Annotated in this window: 17 protein-coding genes; 5 read left to right on the top strand and 12 right to left on the bottom strand. The window is 57.3% G+C overall.

Going from position 1 to position 18901, the window contains the following annotated elements; genetic code table 11:
- Nucleotides 1-9 precede the first annotated feature (9 nt).
- The 7 genes from O3S68_RS12595 to O3S68_RS12625 all read right to left on the bottom strand — a co-directional run bounded on the left by O3S68_RS12595 (nucleotide 10) and on the right by O3S68_RS12625 (nucleotide 8360).
- Entirely contained in the window at nucleotides 10-1524 is a 1515-nt protein-coding gene (locus tag O3S68_RS12595) for an ABC transporter substrate-binding protein (protein ID WP_269231622.1), read from the bottom strand.
- An 11-nt stretch (nucleotides 1525-1535) separates the two neighbouring features.
- Nucleotides 1536-2603, bottom strand: coding sequence for an ABC transporter ATP-binding protein (locus tag O3S68_RS12600; RefSeq protein ID WP_020456678.1), 1068 nt, complete (start codon nucleotides 2601-2603; stop codon nucleotides 1536-1538).
- Entirely contained in the window at nucleotides 2600-3613 is a 1014-nt protein-coding gene (locus O3S68_RS12605) for an ABC transporter ATP-binding protein (RefSeq protein ID WP_045513264.1), read from the bottom strand. The genes O3S68_RS12600 and O3S68_RS12605 overlap by 4 nt, the downstream gene beginning before the upstream one ends.
- Entirely contained in the window at nucleotides 3610-4326 is a 717-nt protein-coding gene (locus O3S68_RS12610; RefSeq protein ID WP_017458765.1) for a FadR/GntR family transcriptional regulator, read from the bottom strand. Before O3S68_RS12610 ends, O3S68_RS12605 begins: the two co-directional genes overlap by 4 nt.
- 503 nt (nucleotides 4327-4829) lie before the next feature.
- Nucleotides 4830-6080, bottom strand: a complete 1251-nt coding sequence (gene hpxK / locus O3S68_RS12615; protein ID WP_269231623.1) for an allantoate amidohydrolase — start codon at nucleotides 6078-6080, stop codon at nucleotides 4830-4832.
- Complete coding sequence (locus O3S68_RS12620) at nucleotides 6080-7318, bottom strand: pyridoxal-phosphate-dependent aminotransferase family protein (RefSeq protein ID WP_269231624.1); 1239 nt, start codon at nucleotides 7316-7318, stop codon at nucleotides 6080-6082. Before O3S68_RS12620 ends, hpxK begins: the two co-directional genes overlap by 1 nt.
- A 202-nt stretch (nucleotides 7319-7520) precedes the next feature.
- A complete protein-coding gene (locus O3S68_RS12625) occupies nucleotides 7521-8360 on the bottom strand; it encodes a MurR/RpiR family transcriptional regulator (RefSeq protein WP_020456674.1) in 840 nt (279 codons plus the stop codon).
- 117 nt (nucleotides 8361-8477) lie between these two features.
- On the opposite strand from O3S68_RS12625, the gene ggt reads away from it, so the two are divergent.
- Genes ggt through hpxZ form a run of 4 tightly spaced genes read left to right on the top strand, consistent with a single transcriptional unit; the run spans nucleotide 8478 to nucleotide 12009 of the window.
- Nucleotides 8478-10061, top strand: coding sequence for a gamma-glutamyltransferase (gene ggt / locus O3S68_RS12630; protein ID WP_269231625.1), 1584 nt, complete (start codon nucleotides 8478-8480; stop codon nucleotides 10059-10061).
- Nucleotides 10062-10070: 9 nt separating this feature from the next.
- Nucleotides 10071-10256, top strand: coding sequence for an oxalurate catabolism protein HpxX (hpxX, locus tag O3S68_RS12635; RefSeq protein WP_020456672.1), 186 nt, complete (start codon nucleotides 10071-10073; stop codon nucleotides 10254-10256).
- Nucleotides 10253-11629 carry an AtzE family amidohydrolase gene (locus tag O3S68_RS12640; RefSeq protein ID WP_269231626.1) on the top strand — a complete coding sequence of 459 codons (1377 nt, stop codon included), beginning with the start codon at nucleotides 10253-10255 and terminating at the stop codon, nucleotides 11627-11629. Before hpxX ends, O3S68_RS12640 begins: the two co-directional genes overlap by 4 nt.
- Nucleotides 11626-12009, top strand: coding sequence for an oxalurate catabolism protein HpxZ (gene hpxZ / locus O3S68_RS12645; protein WP_269231627.1), 384 nt, complete (start codon nucleotides 11626-11628; stop codon nucleotides 12007-12009). The genes O3S68_RS12640 and hpxZ overlap by 4 nt, the downstream gene beginning before the upstream one ends.
- A 34-nt stretch (nucleotides 12010-12043) precedes the next feature.
- Here the strand turns inward: hpxZ and cysH are convergent, their stop codons facing one another.
- The 3 genes from cysH to cysJ are packed head-to-tail and all read right to left on the bottom strand — an operon-like array spanning nucleotide 12044 to nucleotide 16350.
- Nucleotides 12044-12778 carry a phosphoadenosine phosphosulfate reductase gene (cysH, locus tag O3S68_RS12650; protein WP_045513282.1) on the bottom strand — a complete coding sequence of 245 codons (735 nt, stop codon included), beginning with the start codon at nucleotides 12776-12778 and terminating at the stop codon, nucleotides 12044-12046.
- A 54-nt stretch (nucleotides 12779-12832) separates the two neighbouring features.
- On the bottom strand, nucleotides 12833-14545 hold the full coding sequence (cysI, locus tag O3S68_RS12655; RefSeq protein WP_045513284.1) for an assimilatory sulfite reductase (NADPH) hemoprotein subunit: 1713 nt from the start codon (nucleotides 14543-14545) through the stop codon (nucleotides 12833-12835).
- Nucleotides 14545-16350 carry an NADPH-dependent assimilatory sulfite reductase flavoprotein subunit gene (gene cysJ / locus O3S68_RS12660; RefSeq protein WP_269231628.1) on the bottom strand — a complete coding sequence of 602 codons (1806 nt, stop codon included), beginning with the start codon at nucleotides 16348-16350 and terminating at the stop codon, nucleotides 14545-14547. Before cysJ ends, cysI begins: the two co-directional genes overlap by 1 nt.
- A 356-nt stretch (nucleotides 16351-16706) precedes the next feature.
- Between cysJ and queD the strand changes: the two genes are divergently transcribed.
- Nucleotides 16707-17069, top strand: coding sequence for a 6-carboxytetrahydropterin synthase QueD (gene queD, locus O3S68_RS12665; protein ID WP_017458754.1), 363 nt, complete (start codon nucleotides 16707-16709; stop codon nucleotides 17067-17069).
- Nucleotides 17070-17167: 98 nt separating this feature from the next.
- Here the strand turns inward: queD and O3S68_RS12670 are convergent, their stop codons facing one another.
- Complete coding sequence (locus O3S68_RS12670; RefSeq protein WP_044489573.1) at nucleotides 17168-17953, bottom strand: SDR family oxidoreductase; 786 nt, start codon at nucleotides 17951-17953, stop codon at nucleotides 17168-17170.
- A 214-nt stretch (nucleotides 17954-18167) separates the two neighbouring features.
- A complete protein-coding gene (gene queE / locus O3S68_RS12675) occupies nucleotides 18168-18839 on the bottom strand; it encodes a 7-carboxy-7-deazaguanine synthase QueE (protein WP_269231629.1) in 672 nt (223 codons plus the stop codon).
- Nucleotides 18840-18901: the final 62 nt, after the last annotated feature.

An 18901-nucleotide genomic window follows, 5' to 3' on the forward strand; every position in this document is an offset into this window, starting at 1 on the left:
CGACGCCGTTTAGTTGGCAAGCGACAAACCCGCCAGACGCACAATGCCGTCCGGGTAAGGTTTAAAGCCCTGCACTTTTTTGTTCATACCAAACAGGCGCGGTTCAAAGTAGAGGTAGGCAATCGGCATATCGGTTTGCAACTGCTTCACGACCTTTTCATACAACGCCTGACGAGTTGCCGGATCGTTGTGCAAACGCGCCTGCGTCAGCCACTCATCGACCTGCGGGTTGCTGTAACGACCATCGTTAAGCGTCCCTTTGCTATTAATGAAGCCGAAGATGCTGCCATCGGGATCGGGGCGACCAGACCAGCCGGAGTAGCTAAGCTGAAAATTGCCGCTTTGCTGCCTGTCCAGCAGGGTGGCGAATTCCGTCATCTGCAGATTGACATTGAAACCGGCTTCGGCGGTCATCGCCTGCAACACCTGGCCCACTTGTTGTGACGTCGGGTTGTTCGGCACCAGCAGTGAGACGGTGATCGGCGTCTTCACCCCTGCGGCTTGCAGCAGCGCTTTGGCTTTTTCCACATCGCGCGGGGGCACCGGCAATTTGACGTGATAGGGGCTGACTGGCGAAAACGCCTGGTTCGCCGGGGCGTATAACCCTTCGAATACCACCTGGTTGAGTGCATCGCGATCTATCGCCAGCGAGAACGCCTCACGCACGCGCGCATCTTTGAACGGATCGTTGGCCGGGACGTTGCCGTTATTGATATTAAACGTGATGCCCTGATACCCAAGCCCTGTCACTTTCGCCAGCTGAAGTTTGTTGTCGGCCTCTACGGTTTTCACATCGCTGGCGGCAATCCCTTCGGTCAGATCGAGATCGCCCGCACGCAGGTTCGCCAGTCGCACCGAGGCATCCGGGATCGGCAGGTAAATAACTTTGTCGAAGTGGTACGCACCTTTGTTCCAGTAGTTATCAAAACGCGACAACACAATGCGGTCTTGTGAAACGCGGCTGTCGAATTTATACGGACCAGAACAGACCGGGTGGGCGGCAAAATCCGCTTTCTTCGCCGCCACGGGGGCCAGCATCGCGCCGGCGCGATCGGTTAACTGCATCAGCAACGCCGAGTCCGGCGTTTTCAAATGCAACTTAATTTGCAGCGGTCCGCTGACCTCCACCGACTCGATAGAGGAGATTTCACTTTTTCGCAGCGAACCAGGCAGCGTCAGCGCACGATCGAGACTGAATTTCGCCGCAGCGGCGTCAAACTTCTCGCCATCGTGGAAGGTCACGCCCTCACGCAGATCCATGGTCAGGGTTTTGCCATCCTCGCTCCACGACCAGGCCTTCGCCAGCCCGGGCACCACTTTCAGGTTTTCATCCACGTCCACCAGCCGATCGCACAGTGAAGCGAAGACAAAACGGCCATAGTAAGTACGCGCCAGGTGCGGATCGAGCATATCCGGATCCGCGCCAAGACCCACGCGCAGCACACTTTCAGCCTGGGCAGGCAGTGCCGCGCCCAGCAACATGACACTTCCCAGAACGGTCAAAAGCGAATTTCGCATCATCATTATTGTTTCCTTTAAGGGGAGGAGTGAGAGGCCGCGTGTTCAAACAGCGCGCGACGGCGCAAGAACGCGGCTGAGGGGGGAGCAATCTGAATCACGCTGCGGTCGCGGTTAATCTCCTGCCAGCGATGACAAGAGACCTGGCGACCACCTTCGAGTACCTGTGTGATGGGCTCACGTTGCTGGCACTCGTCTGTCGCAAACGGGCAGCGAGTATGAAAACGGCAGCCCTGCGGCGGGCTTGCGGGATTGGGTAAATCGCCCTGCAACAGCGGCGTTTCGCGCACAATGCCGGGCTGCGGTTGCGGAGCAGACGCCATCAGCGCCTGCGTGTAGGGATGCAACGGCGCATCGAAGATTTCATCCACCGTTGCCATTTCCACAATTTGCCCAAGGTACATCACCGCCACACGGTCGCTCATATGGCGGATCACCGCCAGCCCGTGCGCGACGATGATCATGGTTAAACCAAGCTGCTGTTTCAGCGTCTCCAGCAGGTTGACCACCTGCGCTTGCACCGACACATCCAGTGCGGAAACGGGTTCATCGCCAAGCAGCAATTTCGGCCCGGAAGCCAGCGCGCGGGCAATGCCAATACGCTGACGCTGGCCGCCGGAAAACTCATGCGGGTAGCGTCTGGCCCACGCCGCAGGCAGACCCACGGTGCCAAGCAGCTCGGCAACGCGTGCCTGACGTTCCGCTTTACCGATTTTCTGGTGCAACCACAGCGGCTCACCAACAATCTGCTCTACCGTCATACGCGGGTTGAGCGAAGCAAACGGATCCTGAAAGATAATTTGCAGCTCGCGCCGAAGCTGGTTTAATCGCGCGCCGCTGGCATGGGTGATCTCCTCTCCCTGGTAGTAAACGCGCCCTTCGGACGCCGCCAGCAAACGCAATAGCAGGCGACCAAGCGTCGATTTTCCTGAACCGGACTCCCCCACAATCGCCAGCGTTTCGCCGGGGTAAACCGCCAGGGAAATACGATCCACCGCCGTGACATAACGTTTTGGCGCAAACAAGCGGGTTGGCCCGGCAAAGCGTTTGCTCAGGTCGAAAGCTTCGAGGATCGGCGTGCTCATGCGGTTTCCCCCAGCGCGATGTGCTGTTCAAGTGGCACACGGAAACAGGCCACCAGATGGCCCTTCCCTTGCGGTGTTAGTGGGGGTTTTTGCTGCTGGCAGCGTGCCTGGGCAAACGGGCAACGGGTGGCGAAACGGCAGCCTTGCGGCATCGCTTCCGGTAACGGCACCGCACCGGGAATGGTCGACAGTTGCCCTTTGCGCGCCCCCAGCGAGGGAATCGATCCCATCAGACCAATGGTGTACGGGTGCTGTGGGTCGGCAAAAATCGCCTCCACGCTGCCCTGCTCCACCACTTGTCCGGCGTACATCACCGCCACCTGCTGCGCCACTTCCGCCACCACACCGAGATCGTGGGTGATCATCAATACCGCCGTGCCGGTTTCGGCTTTCAGGGTGTTGAGCAGCGCGAGGATCTGCGCCTGAATTGTTACATCCAGTGCGGTTGTCGGTTCGTCGGCAATTAACAGGCGCGGCTTGTTGATGAGTGCCATCGCGATCATCACGCGCTGGCGCATACCGCCGGAAAGCTGGTGTGGATACGCTTTCAGGCGCATCTCCGCTGCCGGGATCTGCACTTTTTCCAGAATGTGGAGCGCCGCCTCGCGCGCCGCATTCGCCGACACGTTCTGGTGGCGTATCACCGCTTCGCTGAGCTGGTCGCCGAGCGTAAATGCCGGGTTGAGCGAGGTCATCGGTTCCTGAAAAATCATCGCCAGTTCATTACCGCGCAGGTCGGCATATTCGCGCGCAGTGAGCTGGCGCAAGTTGCGCCCGCGAAACTGCATCTCACCGCCAAGGATCTGCGCACTGGCGGGCAGCAGCCCCATCAGTGCCAGCGAGGTAATACTTTTGCCGCAGCCGGACTCACCGACCAGCGCCAGCGTTTCTCCACTTTTGACAGAGAGCGAAATCCTGTCCAGTACGCTCACCGGGCTGCCAGCAAACTGCACTTCCAGGTTATGCAGACGCAGCACCGGCGCAGCCTCTTTAAACGGGATCGTCGTCATGGGGTATCGTCCTCAAGATGAATGGCCTGGATCAGCGCATGTTGCAGGTCGAGCAGGTGTTCGCGCATCGCCGTCGCCGCCTCATGCGGCTGGCGCTGGCGAATGGCAATCATGATGCGGTGGTGGTGATCGTTGTAGCGATCCACTTTCGCTGGCGTTCGCGCCAGTTCCCGCAGATGGTGCCAGGCAGGTTCGCGCCGCACCGCGTCTAGCGTGTCAAAAAGACCGAGCATCAGACGGTTTCCTGCCGCCTCGGCGATAGCCCGGTGAAAAGCGCTGTCCCACAGCTCATTCAGATCCGGATCATCCGGGTTAACGTTGTCGATGCGTTCCAGCATGCGCTGCATCAGCGCAAGATTTTCCGGGCTGGCGCGAAGTGCCGCCAGACGCGCAAGACCGGGCTCGATTTGCAGGCGGGCTTCCATCACTTCCAGCATATTGGTTTGTTGCACCAGTCCCTGTAGTGCAAGAGGTGCAACCGGTGCCGCAGGGCCAATAAAGGTGCCTTTGCCCTGTTTGCGCCAGATCCGCCCCTCCTCTTCCAGCACGTCCAGCGCGCGACGCACTTCGCGTCGCCCGACGCCTAAGTTTTCCGCCAGTTCACGTTCCGTGGGCAGAGGAGTCCCTGGTGTTGACTCATGCTGGTGAATTAGCCCACGAAGTTGTTCCAGCGCCGTACTGGAATTTGCCAGATAGCGTGACGGTTTTTCCATATTGGTTCATCCGCGTTTCGCGTTATCTTTTTATTTAATTACAGACAGTTAGTTATCATGCCGTCTGTACGCCTCGTTATTTACTAAGCAATTTGCGAACCAATACGGCATTGGTTCGATAAATTTTTGTTAATACTTTGATTTATTAATGTTTATTTTTTGGCTAAGGCAGAGGAGGTAGCAGGCACCTGCGGATGCAGGCGATGAAATGCACAGTTAGCGTGCAAACCATGCACTAAAAGGGAAGAAAGAGACCAAAGGGGGAACGACCTGAACACGACAGGGACGTAGTGATGAGGAGGCGAAATGACCCGTTCTCAATCACTACGTCGAAGACAGAAACCAACACAACCTGCCGCGCCTGCCAGCCCGGCCTGTTATCAGCATGGCGAATTCACTATCACAGCAGCCGCGGTTCAGGTGTGCCCGAACAGAATGGCAGGCTGATATTTTTACCGTTAACCCCGATAACCGCACGCTGACACGGTAGTAACAGCTTGACGCTACGCCGCGTGAATAAGCCTTCCTACCGCAAGGCTCAGGGCGCGCAGCGCCTGGGCGACATCGCTACAGGCCACGCTTTCCGCCGGGTGATGGCTGATGCCTTTATAACAACGCACAAACAGCATGGCGGAAGGCCAGCGCTCCGCAATGGCGATAGCATCATGTCCTGCTCCACTCGGCAGAGATAAAACCTTCCCCTGCACGGTATGTACCGCATCGGCCAGCTCTTCACGCAGTGGCATATCACACGGCGTGGCGGCGATGGTGTAAAAAATGTCGTGGCGGAACTCAAGTCTGCGTTGCCGGGCGATGCGGGTGGCTTCATCCAGCAAGTGGTTGAGCAACGCTTCTCGCTTATCATCGTGCGGGCTACGGATATCGAGCGTAAGCCCAACTGCGCCGGGGATCACATTCACCGCGCCGGGTTCGCATTGCAATGTGCCAACGGTGGCAACCATCTCCGGGCCAGCCTCGATCGTTGCCTGTTCGATAATCTGTATCCATTCGGCGGCAGCGGTCAGCGCATCACGGCGATGACGCATCGGCACCGTACCGGCGTGCCCGGCCTCACCGGTAAAACGGCAGCTAAGCCGCCGCGCACCGTTGATGGCCGTGACCACGCCGAGCGCCAGATCCGCGTCTTCCAGCACCGGTCCCTGTTCAATATGCAGCTCCAGATAGGCGGAAAAATCCCCGACCGGGCGCTGCGCCGTAGCAATCTGTGCGGCATCCAACCCGGCCTGTTCCAGCGCCTGTGCCACGCTGATACCCTGCGCATCTTCACAGGCCAGCCACGCTTGTGGCCAGCTGCCGGTTAGCCCACGGCTACCCAGCAGCGCGATGTTAAATCTTGTGCCCTCTTCGTCAGCAAAACCGACAATCTCGATCGCCTGCCTGCCGCGCAGGTTAGCCCGATTCAGGCCATCAACAACTTCAATCGCCGCCAGTACACCAAGCATGCCGTCGTAACGCCCGGCATCGCGCACGGTATCAAGATGCGAACCGAGCAGCAGCGCCTGGCTTCCCGCTTCGATACCTTCGTAACGGCCAAAAATATTGCCGACTGCATCCTGCCAGGTGCGCATCCCCGCCTGCTGCATCCACCCGGCAACCAGCGCATTTGCCTGCAAATGCTGGGGCGAGAGATAAACACGGGTAAGCTGACCCGGCGTTTCGCTGATTTGCGCCAGCGCGTCACAGCGTTGCATAACCCGGCTGGCGGCTTGTGCGGCATCGAAAGGCGTTATCATTAACTGACTCCTTCGTAAATATCCCATGCCGCCTGCATACCCGCTCCCTGAATGGTGCGAAAACCCAGCCGGTTCAACACCGCTTCCAGCGCGGTCAGCGTTTGCAGCACGCAATCTTTGCGTGCGTTATAGCCCATGGTGCCGATGCGCCAGATCTTGCCCTGCAGCGGGCCAAACGAGGTGCCAATTTCAATATGGAAATCATCCAGCAGACGTTTACGCACCTCTTCGCCATGCACTTCCTGCGGGATTTGTACGCCGAGGACGTTGTTCATCTTGTGCCGGATATCGCCAAACACTTCCAGCCCCATTCCCTGGATGCCCGCCAGCAGCGCGCGCCCGTGCAGTTCGTGGCGCGCAATCAGCTTATCCATCCCCTCTTCGAGCATAATGCGCGCGCATTCGCGGGCGGCGAACAGCATGCTGGTCGCTTCCGTGTGGTGATTCAGACGTTCCGGCCCCCAGTAATCCATCACCATGCCGAGATCGAAATAGTTGGAGTAGATCATCTCCTGTGCGCCGTCCTGATGCGCCTCGGTGCGAATGCCCTGTTCTACGCATTTGCGCGCCCGCACGGCGGCTTCCATTCGTGGGCTAAGGGTAATGGGCGAACTCCCGGACGGGCCACCAAGGCACTTCTGCAACCCGGCGGAAACGGCATCCAGGCCCCACACATCGCTTTCTAACCGGTTACCACCGAGCGAAGCGGTGGCGTCGGTATAAAACAACACATCGTGCCGGCGGCAAATCTCACCTAGTTGCTCCAGCGGTTGCAGCATGGTGGTCGAGGTATCGCCGTGTACCGTTAGCAGCAGGCGCGGCTTGATGCGAACAATGGCATCTTCAATCCGATCCGGGCTAAACACCTCGCCCCACGGCACCTCAATGGTGTGGACTTCAGCGCGGCAGCGGCGGGCAATTTCACACAGCAGATGACCAAAACGGCCAAACACCGGCACCAGCACCTTATCACCAGGGCGAATGGCGGAAACGAGGATCGCCTCAATACCCGCGCGAGAGGTACCATCCACCAGCATCGTCCAGCGGTTTTCCGTGCGAAACACCTCGCGGTAAAGCGCCATCACTTCATTCATGTAGCCGGTCATCACCGGATCGTATTGCCCTATCAACTGGCTCGCCATCGCCCGCAGAACACGCGGGTCGGCATTGATTGGCCCCGGCCCCATCAACAGGCGCGAAGGTGGATTAATTTGCGGGAACTGCTGGAAATCAAACATGGGCGCGTCCTTTAGTCTGCGACAGCGTGAAATATGAAACAAAAGATTCTTTGAATTAATTTCTGCAACTAATGTGCCACAGACAAAAAAACGACACCAGCGCTGGATAGCCGCTATTTCATGTCAAAAACCATAACAAAAAGGGGCGCTTAACGCCCCGTCATAACACATCAGGATGGTGCAAAAGCACCTTTATGGTGCGTTAACGGTGTTCAAGCTCATCCAGTTCATCGTACAGGGAAGCGATGTGGTGAATGCGCTGACGCCCTTCGCTCAGCGCGGTGTGCAGCACGGCATTGGACAGCAAATTAACCAGGCTCATGGCGCTGCTGTAGCTGTCGAACGCGGAGACGCTCTCCAGCGGCAAACCGATGTGCCAGCGGCACAGCGGCTTAATGCTGGCCGCCTGCGGCTCACTGATTGCCAGCAGCGGAATGCCCTGCTGATGCAACACCGCCAGCAGCGGGCGCACCACGCGCGGGCGGCGGCGAAACGCCACCACCACCACCATATCCTGCGGGGTGATATCGACCACTTCTTCCGCCAGCGTCTGCCCCGGCTGCGGCATCAGCAGCACCTGACCACGGCTTTGCAGCAGCTGCTGGCGCAGGTGTAAGGCCACAGGGGCGCTGTTACGCAGCCCCAAAATAAAAACCCGCTTCGCGGTATTAAGCGCGGTGACGATTTCGGCGAATTGCCCGGCATCCAGCGTATTGACCCACAGCGTCAGGTTCGCCATCTCCTGCTTGTAATGGCGCGCCAGCAGTGTGTTGCCCTGCACCGCGTCGCGGTTCTCGGTCAACGGCATACCGCTCTGGCGCAGCGTGCGCAGTTCATCGCGCATCTCTTTGAAACGATCGTAGCCGAGGCGCTTAAACAAGCGGCTGACAGTCGCTTTCGATACCCCGCTCAAGCGCGCCAGCTCGGCGCTGTTATAGCTCACCAGATCGTCGAAATGATCGATGATAAACGAGGCAACCCGTTGTTCCTGCGGGGATAGCTCGTCAAAGCTCGCCCGTAAACGCTCATCCAGCTGCTGCATAGCTTCTCCTGCAACTTTTGTTTCAGGCTAAGCTGACACAGTGAAACGCCTGTCGTCAATCTGGAACAGCTCTTGCTTAGTGTTCTGCACTTACCCGCAAAAACAGGAAGCGTGACGATGCAAAGTAATATGGCCCCCTCCGGCATGGCGGTAACACCGCACCATCTCGCCAGCGAATCGGCGTTGTCGGTGTTGCGCCACGGCGGCGACGCGATTGAAGCGATGGTGGCGGCAGCAGCAACCATTGCAGTGGCCTACCCGCACATGAACGGCATCGGTGGCGATGGCTTCTGGTTGATTGTGCCGCCAGAAGGCGAACCGCTCGCCATCGACGCCAGCGGCGCGGCCGGACAACACGCAACGCGCGAATTTTATGCCGGTCACGCACATATTCCCCATCGCGGTACGCTTGCTGCGCTGACCGTACCCGGCACGCTCAGCGGCTGGGATGAGGCGCTGAAGGTCTCCGCCACGCTCGGTGGCGGGCAGCTTCCGCTCTCACGGTTACTGGCCGATGCGATCCGCTACGCCGCCGACGGCATCCCGGTGACCCAGTCGCAGGCCAGCGCCACGCAAAGTAAATATGCGGAACTGGTGGATATCCCCGGTTTTGCAGACACCTTTTTACCGCAAGGCAACGCCCCACTGGCCGGCAGCCGCTTTTGCCAGCCTAAACTCGCCCGCACGCTGACCCAGCTTGCCACCGAAGGGCTGGAGAGCTTTTACCGTGGCTCGCTGGCGCAGGTGATCGCCCGTGAAATGCAGATGTTGGGTTTGCCCGTGACCGCCCAGGATCTGGCGAACCATCGCGCCCAGCGCCGCGTGCCGTTGAAGCTCAGCCATAGCCAGGGCGAAATTTTCAATATGACGCCGCCGACGCAGGGGCTGGTATCGCTGGCCATCCTCGGCATTACCGACCATCTGGAGATGGCGCAGGCCAGCGACGTGCAGACCATTCACCGCATTGTGGAAGCGACCAAGAAAGCCTTCGCCCTGCGCGATCGCTACATCACCGATCCTCGCCACGTCACGCTGCCGGTACAGAGCCTGCTGGAACAAGCGCCGCTGGAGCAACTGGCGGCCAGCATTGATGAGCAACGCGCCGCGCCCTGGGGTCAGGGGAAAGGGCCAGGCGATACCGTGTGGATGGGAGTTATCGACAAAAACGGGCTGGCGGTGTCGTTTATCCAGAGTATTTATCACGAATTTGGCAGCGGCGTGGTGCTACCGGAAAGTGGCGTGCTGCTGCAAAACCGTGGCGCGGCCTTTAGCCTCGATCCGGCGCATCTGCTGGCGCTGATGCCTGGCAAACAGCCGTTCCACACCTTAAACCCCGCCGCCGCGCGGCTGAAAGACGGGCGCACGCTGGTTTACGGCACCATGGGCGGCGACGGGCAGCCGCAAACGCAGGCCGCTATTTTTACCCGCCATGTCATGCAGGGCATGCCGTTGCAGGAGGCGGTTTGCGCCCCACGCTGGTTGCTGGGCCGCACGTGGGGGCAGCTTTCCGATAGCCTGAAACTGGAAGGACGCTTTAGCGAAGAGACATTTCAGGCGCTGCGCGTGCTGGGGCATGACGTTGAGTGGTTGCCGGGAATGAGCGAAGCCACCGGGCACGCAGGGGCGATTGTGCGCCACCCCAGCGGCATGCTGGAAGGGGCTTACGATCCGCGCAGTAACGGCAGCGCAGCAGGGTTTTAAGGAGCAATGATGAATACACCATTTGACTGGCCGACCTATATCCGACTGATGGAACAACTGCTTGATGTCCCGCTGGATGATGCACGCCGCGCCGAACTGGAAATCCAGCTCGCCAGAATCGCCGCGATGGCGCAACCGCTGATGGCCTTTACGCTGCCGCACCGCCAGGAAGGCGCAGGAGAGTACCGGTTATGAATTTATCGATTGCTGATATCCGGCGCGGTCTGCGGGAAAAAACCTTCAGCGCCTGCGAGCTGGCGCAGCAGACGCTGGCGCACGTTGAGCGCGACAATCCGCGCATCAACGCCTTCACCGCCATCACTGCCATGCGAATGCTGGCTGAGGCCGCGCAAATCGACCGGCAAATCGCGAAGGGCGAAGCATTGCCCGCGCTGGCAGGCGTGCCGTATGGAGTAAAAAACCTGTTTGATGTTGAAGGTGTCACCACGCTTGCCGGGGCGAAACTCTTCAGCCAGCAGCCACCAGCTACGGAAGATGCCTTCGCACTTCGCCAGTTGACGCGCGCGGGCGCGATGCTCGCCGGGGCGCTGAATATGGATGCCTACGCCTATGGTTTTACCACCGAAAACAGCCACTACGGCGCAACGCGCAACCCACGCGATCCCGAGCGTATTGCGGGCGGCTCGTCCGGCGGTTCGGCGGCGGCTGTCGCCGCGGGGATGGTCAATTTTTCGCTCGGTAGTGACACCAACGGATCAATCCGCGTACCCGCCTCCCTGTGCGGTATTAACGGGCTGAAACCGACATTTGGCCGTCTGTCGCGTAGCGGTAGCCACCCGTTTGTCGCCAGCCTTGATCATATCGGTCCGTTGGCGCGTAGCGTTGAGGATTTAACGCAGGTGTATGACGCTTTGCAGGGGCACGATCCCGACGATCGCTGGCAGTCCGATCGCGCCAGTGATGCCGCCTTGCCGCAGTTGCATGGGGAAAGCAGGCTGCGCTGCGCCGTGCTGGAGGGGTATTTCACTACCTGGTGCGATGATGATGCGCGCAAGGCCGTTGCCCGTGTCGCGCGAGCGCTGAATGCTGACAATGCGATAACGCTGCCGGAAGCGGAACTGGCGCGAACGGCGGCCTTTTTGCTGTCGGCGGCGGAAGGCGGCAACCACTATTTACCCGCCCTGCGCACCGACGCTGACGCGTTCGAACCCAATTCGCGCGAACGCCTGCTGGCGGGCGCGATGACCCCCTCGGCCTGGTACACGCAGGCACAGCGGTTTCGCGCCTGGTTTCGCGACAAAACGCTGCCGCTTTTCGATGACGTTGATCTGCTGTTAGCCCCGGCAACGCCCTGCTGTGCCACGCCGATTGGCGCACAGACCATGCATATCAATGGTGTCGATTTACCCATAAAAGCAAGCATGGGGATGCTGACGCAGCCAATCTCCTTTCTTGGCTTGCCGGTGGTCACCGTGGCGCTGAAAACCGCCAGCGGTTTACCGACAGGCGTACAGATTATTGGCGCGCCCTGGCAGGAAGCGCGCTGTTTACAGGCGGCATGGCGGCTGGAGCAGGCCGGTCTTCTTTTTCCACAGGATGCAGCATGAACCGAGATAATGTTGATCGCCCGGCGATCCTCAATGAAGTGACCACCGCGTTTTACCGCTATGAGCAGGCGCTTATCAGCAACGATATCAATGTGCTGGACGAGTTGTTCTGGGATGACGCACGCACCGTGCGTTACGGCGCCACCGAAAACCTGTACGGCATTGCCGCGATCCGCGATTTTCGCAACGCTCGCCCCTCAAGCGGGCTTGAGCGCGTGCTACGCAATACCACTATCACCACTTTTGGCGATGATATGGCGGTAGCGAGCACCGAGTTTACGCGGGAAAACAGCGAGAAAATTGGCCGCCAGATGCAGACCTGGGTGAAGTTCCCGTGGGGCTGGCGCATTGTGGCGGCACATGTGAGTGTGATGGGGTAACAACAGCCCTCTCCGGTAAAGGAGAGGGAGAACATTAACCTTCATGCAGCCCGCATTCGCGTTTCAGGCCAAAGAAGCGGGTCTCTTCTTCTGCCATGCCTGGCTCCCATTTGCGGGTGGTATGCGTGTCGCCCACCGAAAGGTAGCCCTGATCCCACAGCGGGTGGTAGTTCAGCCCGTGTTTTTGCAGATACTGGTAGACCGTGCGGTTATCCCAGTCGATGATCGGCAGCACTTTGAACACGCCGCGCTGAATAGCCAGCACCGGCAATGTGGCGCGGCTGCCGGATTGCTCGCGGCGCAGCCCGGCGAACCAGGTTTTCGCGTTCAGTTCGGCCAGCGCGCGGTTCATCGGCTCAACTTTGTTGATGTGATTGTATTTTTCAATCCCCTCAACGCCCTGCTCCCACAGCTTGCCGTAGCGCGCCTCCTGCCAGGCCGGGCTGTGCTCGGCGCGGTAGATTTTCAGGTTCAGCTTGAGCTTGTCCGTGAGCTCGTCGATAAACTGGTAGGTTTCCGGAAACAGATAGCCGGTATCGGTGAGGATCACCGGGATATCCGGACGCACCTGGTTTACCAGATGCAGGCTCACCGCCGCCTGAATACCAAAACTTGAGGAGAGCACATATTCACCCGGCAGGTTTTCCAGCGCCCAGGCGACACGCTCTTCAGCGCTGAGTTTCTCAAGCTGCGCGTTGGTTTCAGAAAGCTGCAGTATGCGGTCTACTTTGGGCAGCTCGTTTAGCGCGTTCAGATCCAGTACGGACATATTGACCTCTCTTATCACCTCTTCCTCCCCGATCGGGGAGGAAGGAATCAGGCGTTATTCCCAGAAATCCCGCGCCGGATCGAGCACCGGGCGGATAATTCCAGCGCGGATGGTGAAGTCGCCAAAACCTTCGCCCTCTTCACGCTCGTGCGCCCAGCGTGCGACCAGTTCGTCGATAGCGCCAAGGATTTCGGGTTCAGTAATGTTTTCGCGGTACATGCGCGGAATGCGTGTACCACTGCGATTACCGCCGATATGCAAGTTATAGCGTCCCGGCGCTTTACCCACCAGTCCGATCTCCGCCAGCATCGCACGACCGCAGCCGTTCGGGCAGCCGGTCACACGCAGCACAATATGGTCATCGCCCACGCCGTGTTTTTCCATCAGCGCTTCGACTTTATCGACAAACGAAGGCAGGAAACGCTCGGCTTCCGCCATCGCCAGCGGGCAGGTCGGGAATGACACACAGGCCATGGAGTTTTCGCGCTGCGGTTTTACCGCGTCCATCAGCCCGTGGCTGCGCGCCAGTTTTTCGATCTTCGCTTTCTGGCTTTCCGGCACACCGGCGATGATCAGGTTCTGGTTAGCGGTAATGCGGAACTCGCCTTTGTGGATCTTCGCAATTTCCAGCAGGCCGGTTTTCAGCGGGCGTCCCGGGTAATCCAGAATACGGCCGTTTTCAATAAACAGCGTCAGATGCCATTTATTGTCGATGCCTTTCACCCAACCGATGCGATCGCCACGACCGGTAAACTCATACGGACGGATCGGTTCAAATTTGATCCCGGCACGGCGTTCAACTTCCGCTTTGAAGGTTTCAACGCCCACGCGCTCAAGGGTGTATTTGGTTTTGGCGTTTTTACGATCGGTACGGTTACCCCAGTCGCGCTGCGTCGTAACCACCGCTTCCGCGACCGCCAGCGTGTGCTCCAGCGGCAGATAACCGAATTCGCTCGCCGTGCGGGCGTAAGTTTTCTTGTTGCCATGCTCGATCGACAAACCGCCGCCAACCAGCAGGTTAAAGCCCACCAGCTTGCCGTTTTCCGCAATCGCCACGAAGTTCATGTCGTTGGCGTGCAGATCGATGTCGTTCTGCGGCGGGATAACCACCGTAGTTTTAAACTTACGCGGCAAGTAAGTCTGGCCTAAGATCGGCTCTTCATCCGTGGTGGCCACTTTTTCCTGATCGAGCCAGATCTCGGCATAAGCCCGGGTGCGCGGCAGCAGATGTTCGGAGATCTTTTTCGCCCATTCGTAGGCTTCAGCGTGCAGTTCAGATTCGTACGGGTTCGAGGTACAGAGCACGTTACGGTTCATGTCGTTGGCGGTTGCCAGTGCGTCCAGCCCAACGGAGTGCAGCATCTGGTGCGCCGGTTTCACATTTTTCTTCAAAATGCCGTGAAACTGGAACGTCTGACGGTTGGTCAGGCGGATGCTGCCGTAAATGGTGTTGTCATGGGCGAATTGATCAATCGCCTGCCACTGTTTGGTGGTAATAACGCCGCCCGGCAGGCGGCAACGCAGCATCATCGCGTGGCGCGGCTCCAGCTTTTGCTCAGCACGCTCGGCGCGGATATCGCGATCGTCTTGCTGATACATGCCGTGAAAACGGATCAGCAGAAAATTGTCGCCTTTGAAGCCGCCGGTCAGACCGTCATGCAAATCTTCCGCAATCGTACCGCGCAGGTAGTTGCTTTCGCGTTTCATGCGTTCGGCGTCGGTCAGTTTGCCTTCGACCACCAGTGGGCCGGGGTGTTTTTCGCTCATTAGTAGACATCTCGCTGATAACGGCGCTCAACGCGCAGCTCACTTAAAAATTCATCCGCCGCTTCGGTGTCCATGCCACCAAATTCGGCAATCACATCCAGTAAAGCCTGCTCAACGTCTTTCGCCATGCGATTGGCGTCGCCGCAGACATAAATGTGCGCGCCGTCGTTGATCCAGCGCCACAGTTCCGCGCCCTGTTCGCGCAGTTTGTCTTGTACGTAAACTTTTTCTTTTTGATCTCTGGACCAGGCCAAATCGATGCGGTTCAGCACGCCCTCTTTCACATAGAGCTGCCACTCAATCTGGTAGAGGAAATCTTCGGTAAAGTGTGGGTTGCCAAAGAACAACCAGTTTTTGCCTGGCGCTTCATCGGCGGCGCGCTGTTGCATAAAGGCGCGGAACGGCGCAATACCGGTGCCCGGCCCAATCATGATCACCGGCGTTTGCGGGTTCGCCGGCAGACGGAAGTTATCGTTATGCTCGATAAATACGCGAACTTCGCCCTCTTCTTCTACGCGATCGGCGAGGAAGCTTGAAGCACCGCCCGCGCGGGCACGGCCTTCGACGTCATAACGCACCACGCCAACGGTGATATGTACTTCACTCTCCACTTCTGCCTGCGAAGAGGCAATAGAGTAAAGGCGCGGCGTCAGCGGGCGCAGCAGGCCAATCAGCGCGTCCGCATCCAGCTGCGCCGGAGAGAAACGCACCATATCGACAATCGGCGTGGTCGCGGCGTAGTGCTGCAACTGCGCTTTATCACCGACCAGCGGCAGCAACGATTCGCTGCGCGTCAGGGTGGCGTAATTTTCCACGATATTGGCGGTGTTGACCGTCAACTCGAAATGCCACTGCAACGCTTCGGCAAGCGGCAGGGTTTTGCCATCGACCGTGACGGGCTCATCACCTTTCAGCCACAGCAGTTCAACCAGCTCTTTGACTAACGCAGGATCGTTCTGATACCAGACGCCGAGCGCATCGCCCGGCTGGTAACGCAGACCGGAGTCGCCCAAATCGATCTCGATATGACGCACATCTTTTTCTGAATTACGCCCGGTGATTTTCTGGTTAACCGACAGGCTTGCACTCAGCGGTGCTTCTTTGGTGTACGGGCTGGAGACGATTTCATTCACCGCACCGCTGGCGGCAACAGCAGCTTGCACAGGCGAAGAGGCTGGCGCACGGGCTTTCAGCACTTCAACCACACGGGCGCGCCACTCTGCGGCGGCGGCCTGGTACTCCACATCGGCATCGACGCGATCCAGCAGACGTTCAGCACCCAGCTCAGCCAGTTTGCTGTCAAAATCTTTCCCGGCCTGGCAGAAAAACTCATACGAGGTGTCGCCCAGACCGAAGACCGCAAAAGCGGTGCCATCCAGTTTTGGCGCTTTTTTCGAGAACAGGAACTTATGCAGCGCAACAGCTTCTTCCGGCGCTTCGCCTTCACCCTGCGTTGAAGCAACGACGATCAGCAGTTTTTCGTTGGCGATCTGTTTGAATTTGTAGTCGCCCGCGTTGACCAGCGTAACATTGAGTTTCGCGGCCAATAAATCATCGCGCAGCGCTTCGGCTACACGGCGGGCGTTACCGGTCTGCGAGGCGGAAATCAGCGTAATAGAGGACGCTTCTGCGACCGGCGTCGCAGCGGCAACCGCGCCGGCTGGCTGCTGATTCAGCACGCCCCAGAAATAGCCGGAAACCCAGGCGAGCTGGGTGGGTGTTAAATCAGTGGTGGCCGCCTGGAGGCGCGCCAGTTGCTCCGGGTTAAGCGGAAGCAACGCGGAAGGTGGGACCTGGGTCGTCATGCGTCGTATTGTTCCAGTAGCAATTCCCTTTCGTCTTTCGCGCAGCCTGTGAACGCGCCAACGCCGCGAAATCCATGGGGATATAATTTTAAAAAAGTGAAGTGAAACTAAGGTTAACGGTGGGGATAATAACAATTAAAGAAAGGTTGGAAATAATAAATAACCAAATGGACTAACCTGTTTTAGTTATAGTTGATAACACTAAAACAGGTTAAATAACTTATTGAATTACATTGATAAAACGAATGTATTGCGGTTCGGCTTCTGTCGTAACCGCTTTTAGTGATTTTAATTAATGCTAAAAAAGGTCATTTCCGCTACCATGCGGCGGTTTTTTGGAAGCCTGAGAGTTCATTATGTCGACCACGTTGTTTAAAGATTTCACTTTCGAAGCCGCGCATCACCTGCCGCATGTCCCGCAGGGGCACAAATGCGGTCGTCTGCATGGCCACTCGTTTATGGTGCGCCTGGAGATCACCGGCGAGGTGGATCCTTATACCGGCTGGATTATGGACTTCGCCGAGCTGAAAGCCGCGTTTAAACCGCTTTACGAGCGCCTGGATCACTACTATTTGAATGAGATCCCAGGGCTGGAAAACCCCACCAGCGAAGTGCTGGCGAAATGGATTTGGGATCAGATGAAACCGGTGGTGCCGCTGCTGAGCGCGGTGATGGTAAAAGAGACCTGCACGGCGGGTTGTGTTTATCGCGGCGAATAAACGATTTTCGTACCGTCAACCTGCGAGCCGGCCAGCCCTGCGGGTTGACAGCACATTTGCCCACGCTTTATCTGCTCCGCTCACCCTCTCCAGTCTATTTAACGCACCAGATAGCCGCCATCAACAACCAGTAAATGACCATTTACATAATCTGAGGCGCGGCTGGCGAGAAAAATAACTGCGCCCATTAAATCCTGCGTATCTCCCCAGCGCATAGCCGGTGTGTGATCAATTCCCCATTTATATTGTTTGCGATCGTTACGAATTATCTGCGTGATATCCGTGGAGAAATATCCCGGCGCAATACCGTTTACCTGAATATTAAATTGCGCTAATTCGTCGCAATAGGCTTTTGTTAAACCGGCCAGCGCATGTTTTGTCGCGGAATAGGCGGGAGATCCCTGTTGACCTAAAAATGAACGCACCGAACAAATATTGATAATTTTTCCGCGAAGGTTTTTCGCCATCACTTTTGCCGCTTCATGACATAATTCAAAGGCGGCCGTCAAATTCACGTTAATCATCGGATCCCAGTCAGTGCGATTAAACTCCCAGACATTATTCATTTTGCAGATGCCCGCGTTATTCACCAGGATATCAACCGTACCAAAACGTTCGCAGCAGGCGGCAATAATTTTTTTTGGCGCATCTTTTTCAGTGATATCAATCGCCATGAATTCAGCTTCTGCCCCCTGCTGCTTAATGGCTTCTTCTGTTTCCCCACTGTCATCGCTGATAGCGGGAATAAAAACATTTGCCCCCGCTTTCGCCAGTGCGACAGAAAATGCCTGCCCTAACCCACTATTACCACCGGTGACAATCGCAGTTTTACCCTGCAAGGAAAAAAAACTCATTGAGAAATTATTAATTGATCTTATTGACATTACTTGTTCCAAAATCCTTTTAGAAAAAGCGAAACCTCATAATAATGAGACAAACTTATTTTGAGAGATAAAACAACGAATGACTTCTATCACAGTAAAACAATGTTACATTTGATAAAGGTCAAATTTAAATTACCACCACAATTTACTTCGGAATAATCACCAATATTTAGCTTGCGTATTAATAAAAAACCCGCCAGCGGCGGGTTTTTTATTAAGCAATATTGAGATATTTGTGCGTCTGCATTGACAGCCGCCAGTTGCGGGCAATACAGATTTCAATACACAAGCGTGTCGCATCCTCTTTCTGGCTTATCGGCTGCAAGGCGATTACCCGCTGCTTATCATCGTGCAGCTGCGCCAAAAGCTCGTCCAGCGCTTCAATATCGCGCACGCGGCCAACAGGGTGCTTAATCTCATCGGCGCGTTCCAGCGCTTGCTGGAGGACATCATAACCGCCGCGCATATTTACTTTCGGCGATACGGTGACCCAGGTGGCATGCGACGTACGAACGTCGTGCGTGCCGCTGGTTTCAATCTGACAGCTAAAGCCGTTGTGCTCCAGCAATGTGGTCAACGGGGTGAGATCGTGAATGCAGGGTTCACCGCCGGTAATCACCACATGGCGCGCAGTCCAGCCCTGGCGCTGGATAATGGCGAGCAGATCTTCACTGCTTGCCGCGCCCCATTTATCGCTCTCTTTGGTCTTCGCGAGAATGCTGTACAGCGAAACCTCCCGATCCGCGAGCTTATCCCAGGTGTGTTTGGTATCGCACCAGGCGCAACCAACCGGGCATCCCTGTAAACGAATAAAAATGGCGGGAACGCCGGTGAAGTAACCCTCGCCTTGCAGGGTCTGGAACATCTCGTTAATCGGGTACTGCATCGTCGCTCTTATTAGCAGGGAAAAACGCCATTATTGCAGATAACCCGCAGGGGATCATGTGC

This window comes from Kosakonia sp. SOY2 (assembly GCF_027109175.1).
Taxonomy (GTDB): domain Bacteria; phylum Pseudomonadota; class Gammaproteobacteria; order Enterobacterales; family Enterobacteriaceae; genus Kosakonia.

What these genes read in the sequence shown, in the direction of transcription:
- O3S68_RS12620 (WP_269231624.1), bottom strand. Translation starts at nt 7,318, where the DNA reads ATGTTTGATTTCCAGCAGTTCCCGCAAATTAATCCACCTTCGCGCCTG.
- hpxK (WP_269231623.1), bottom strand. Translation starts at nt 6,080, where the DNA reads ATGATAACGCCTTTCGATGCCGCACAAGCCGCCAGCCGGGTTATGCAA.
- queD (WP_017458754.1), top strand. Translation starts at nt 16,707, where the DNA reads ATGTCGACCACGTTGTTTAAAGATTTCACTTTCGAAGCCGCGCATCAC.
- cysJ (WP_269231628.1), bottom strand. Translation starts at nt 16,350, where the DNA reads ATGACGACCCAGGTCCCACCTTCCGCGTTGCTTCCGCTTAACCCGGAG.
- hpxX (WP_020456672.1), top strand. Translation starts at nt 10,071, where the DNA reads ATGAATACACCATTTGACTGGCCGACCTATATCCGACTGATGGAACAA.
- O3S68_RS12625 (WP_020456674.1), bottom strand. Translation starts at nt 8,360, where the DNA reads ATGCAGCAGCTGGATGAGCGTTTACGGGCGAGCTTTGACGAGCTATCC.
- O3S68_RS12610 (WP_017458765.1), bottom strand. Translation starts at nt 4,326, where the DNA reads ATGGAAAAACCGTCACGCTATCTGGCAAATTCCAGTACGGCGCTGGAA.
- O3S68_RS12600 (WP_020456678.1), bottom strand. Translation starts at nt 2,603, where the DNA reads ATGAGCACGCCGATCCTCGAAGCTTTCGACCTGAGCAAACGCTTTGCC.
- O3S68_RS12595 (WP_269231622.1), bottom strand. Translation starts at nt 1,524, where the DNA reads ATGATGATGCGAAATTCGCTTTTGACCGTTCTGGGAAGTGTCATGTTG.
- O3S68_RS12670 (WP_044489573.1), bottom strand. Translation starts at nt 17,953, where the DNA reads ATGTCAATAAGATCAATTAATAATTTCTCAATGAGTTTTTTTTCCTTG.
- O3S68_RS12605 (WP_045513264.1), bottom strand. Translation starts at nt 3,613, where the DNA reads ATGACGACGATCCCGTTTAAAGAGGCTGCGCCGGTGCTGCGTCTGCAT.
- queE (WP_269231629.1), bottom strand. Translation starts at nt 18,839, where the DNA reads ATGCAGTACCCGATTAACGAGATGTTCCAGACCCTGCAAGGCGAGGGT.
- hpxZ (WP_269231627.1), top strand. Translation starts at nt 11,626, where the DNA reads ATGAACCGAGATAATGTTGATCGCCCGGCGATCCTCAATGAAGTGACC.
- cysH (WP_045513282.1), bottom strand. Translation starts at nt 12,778, where the DNA reads ATGTCCGTACTGGATCTGAACGCGCTAAACGAGCTGCCCAAAGTAGAC.
- O3S68_RS12640 (WP_269231626.1), top strand. Translation starts at nt 10,253, where the DNA reads ATGAATTTATCGATTGCTGATATCCGGCGCGGTCTGCGGGAAAAAACC.
- ggt (WP_269231625.1), top strand. Translation starts at nt 8,478, where the DNA reads ATGCAAAGTAATATGGCCCCCTCCGGCATGGCGGTAACACCGCACCAT.
- cysI (WP_045513284.1), bottom strand. Translation starts at nt 14,545, where the DNA reads ATGAGCGAAAAACACCCCGGCCCACTGGTGGTCGAAGGCAAACTGACC.